Source organism: Bradyrhizobium sp. Ce-3 (assembly GCF_022835695.1).
Taxonomy (GTDB): domain Bacteria; phylum Pseudomonadota; class Alphaproteobacteria; order Rhizobiales; family Xanthobacteraceae; genus Bradyrhizobium.
This window is the reverse complement of sequence record NZ_BQUV01000080.1, coordinates 1-330: the sequence shown is the minus strand read 5'-3', so window position 1 is coordinate 330 and position 330 is coordinate 1. Positions and strand designations below refer to the sequence as shown.

Sequence of the window (330 nt, the reverse complement as noted above, 5' to 3'; positions counted from 1 at the left end):
ACATTAAGGTTTCACCGGTTTAATCTGTTCGAACGGAATTTCGGTGGCGATCGGCGCGTAGGGGATGTTACCCAGCTCCGGTTTTGATACCACCATCATTGAGATGTAACTGATAGGCAGATAAACCGCCTCGTCATGCAGACGGGTCAGAATGTCGCGATACAGCGCCTGACGTTGCGTTTCGTCATGGGTCGCCAGCACTTCGCCGATCTCTTTATCAATCAGCGGTTTGTCGGCTAATCCTTGCTGTGCCTGGAAGTCAGCGTGTGACGGTACGCGCATTGAACTGAGGAAGGCGTGTGGATCATATGGCGCGCCCCAGGTGCGGTG

General features: G+C 53.9%; 1 pseudogene. It reads right to left on the bottom strand.

Going from position 1 to position 330, the window contains the following annotated elements:
• Nucleotides 1-3: 3 nt before the first annotated feature.
• Nucleotides 4-330: pseudogene (locus BRSPCE3_RS35905) on the bottom strand (nickel ABC transporter, nickel/metallophore periplasmic binding protein); the annotation flags it as partial.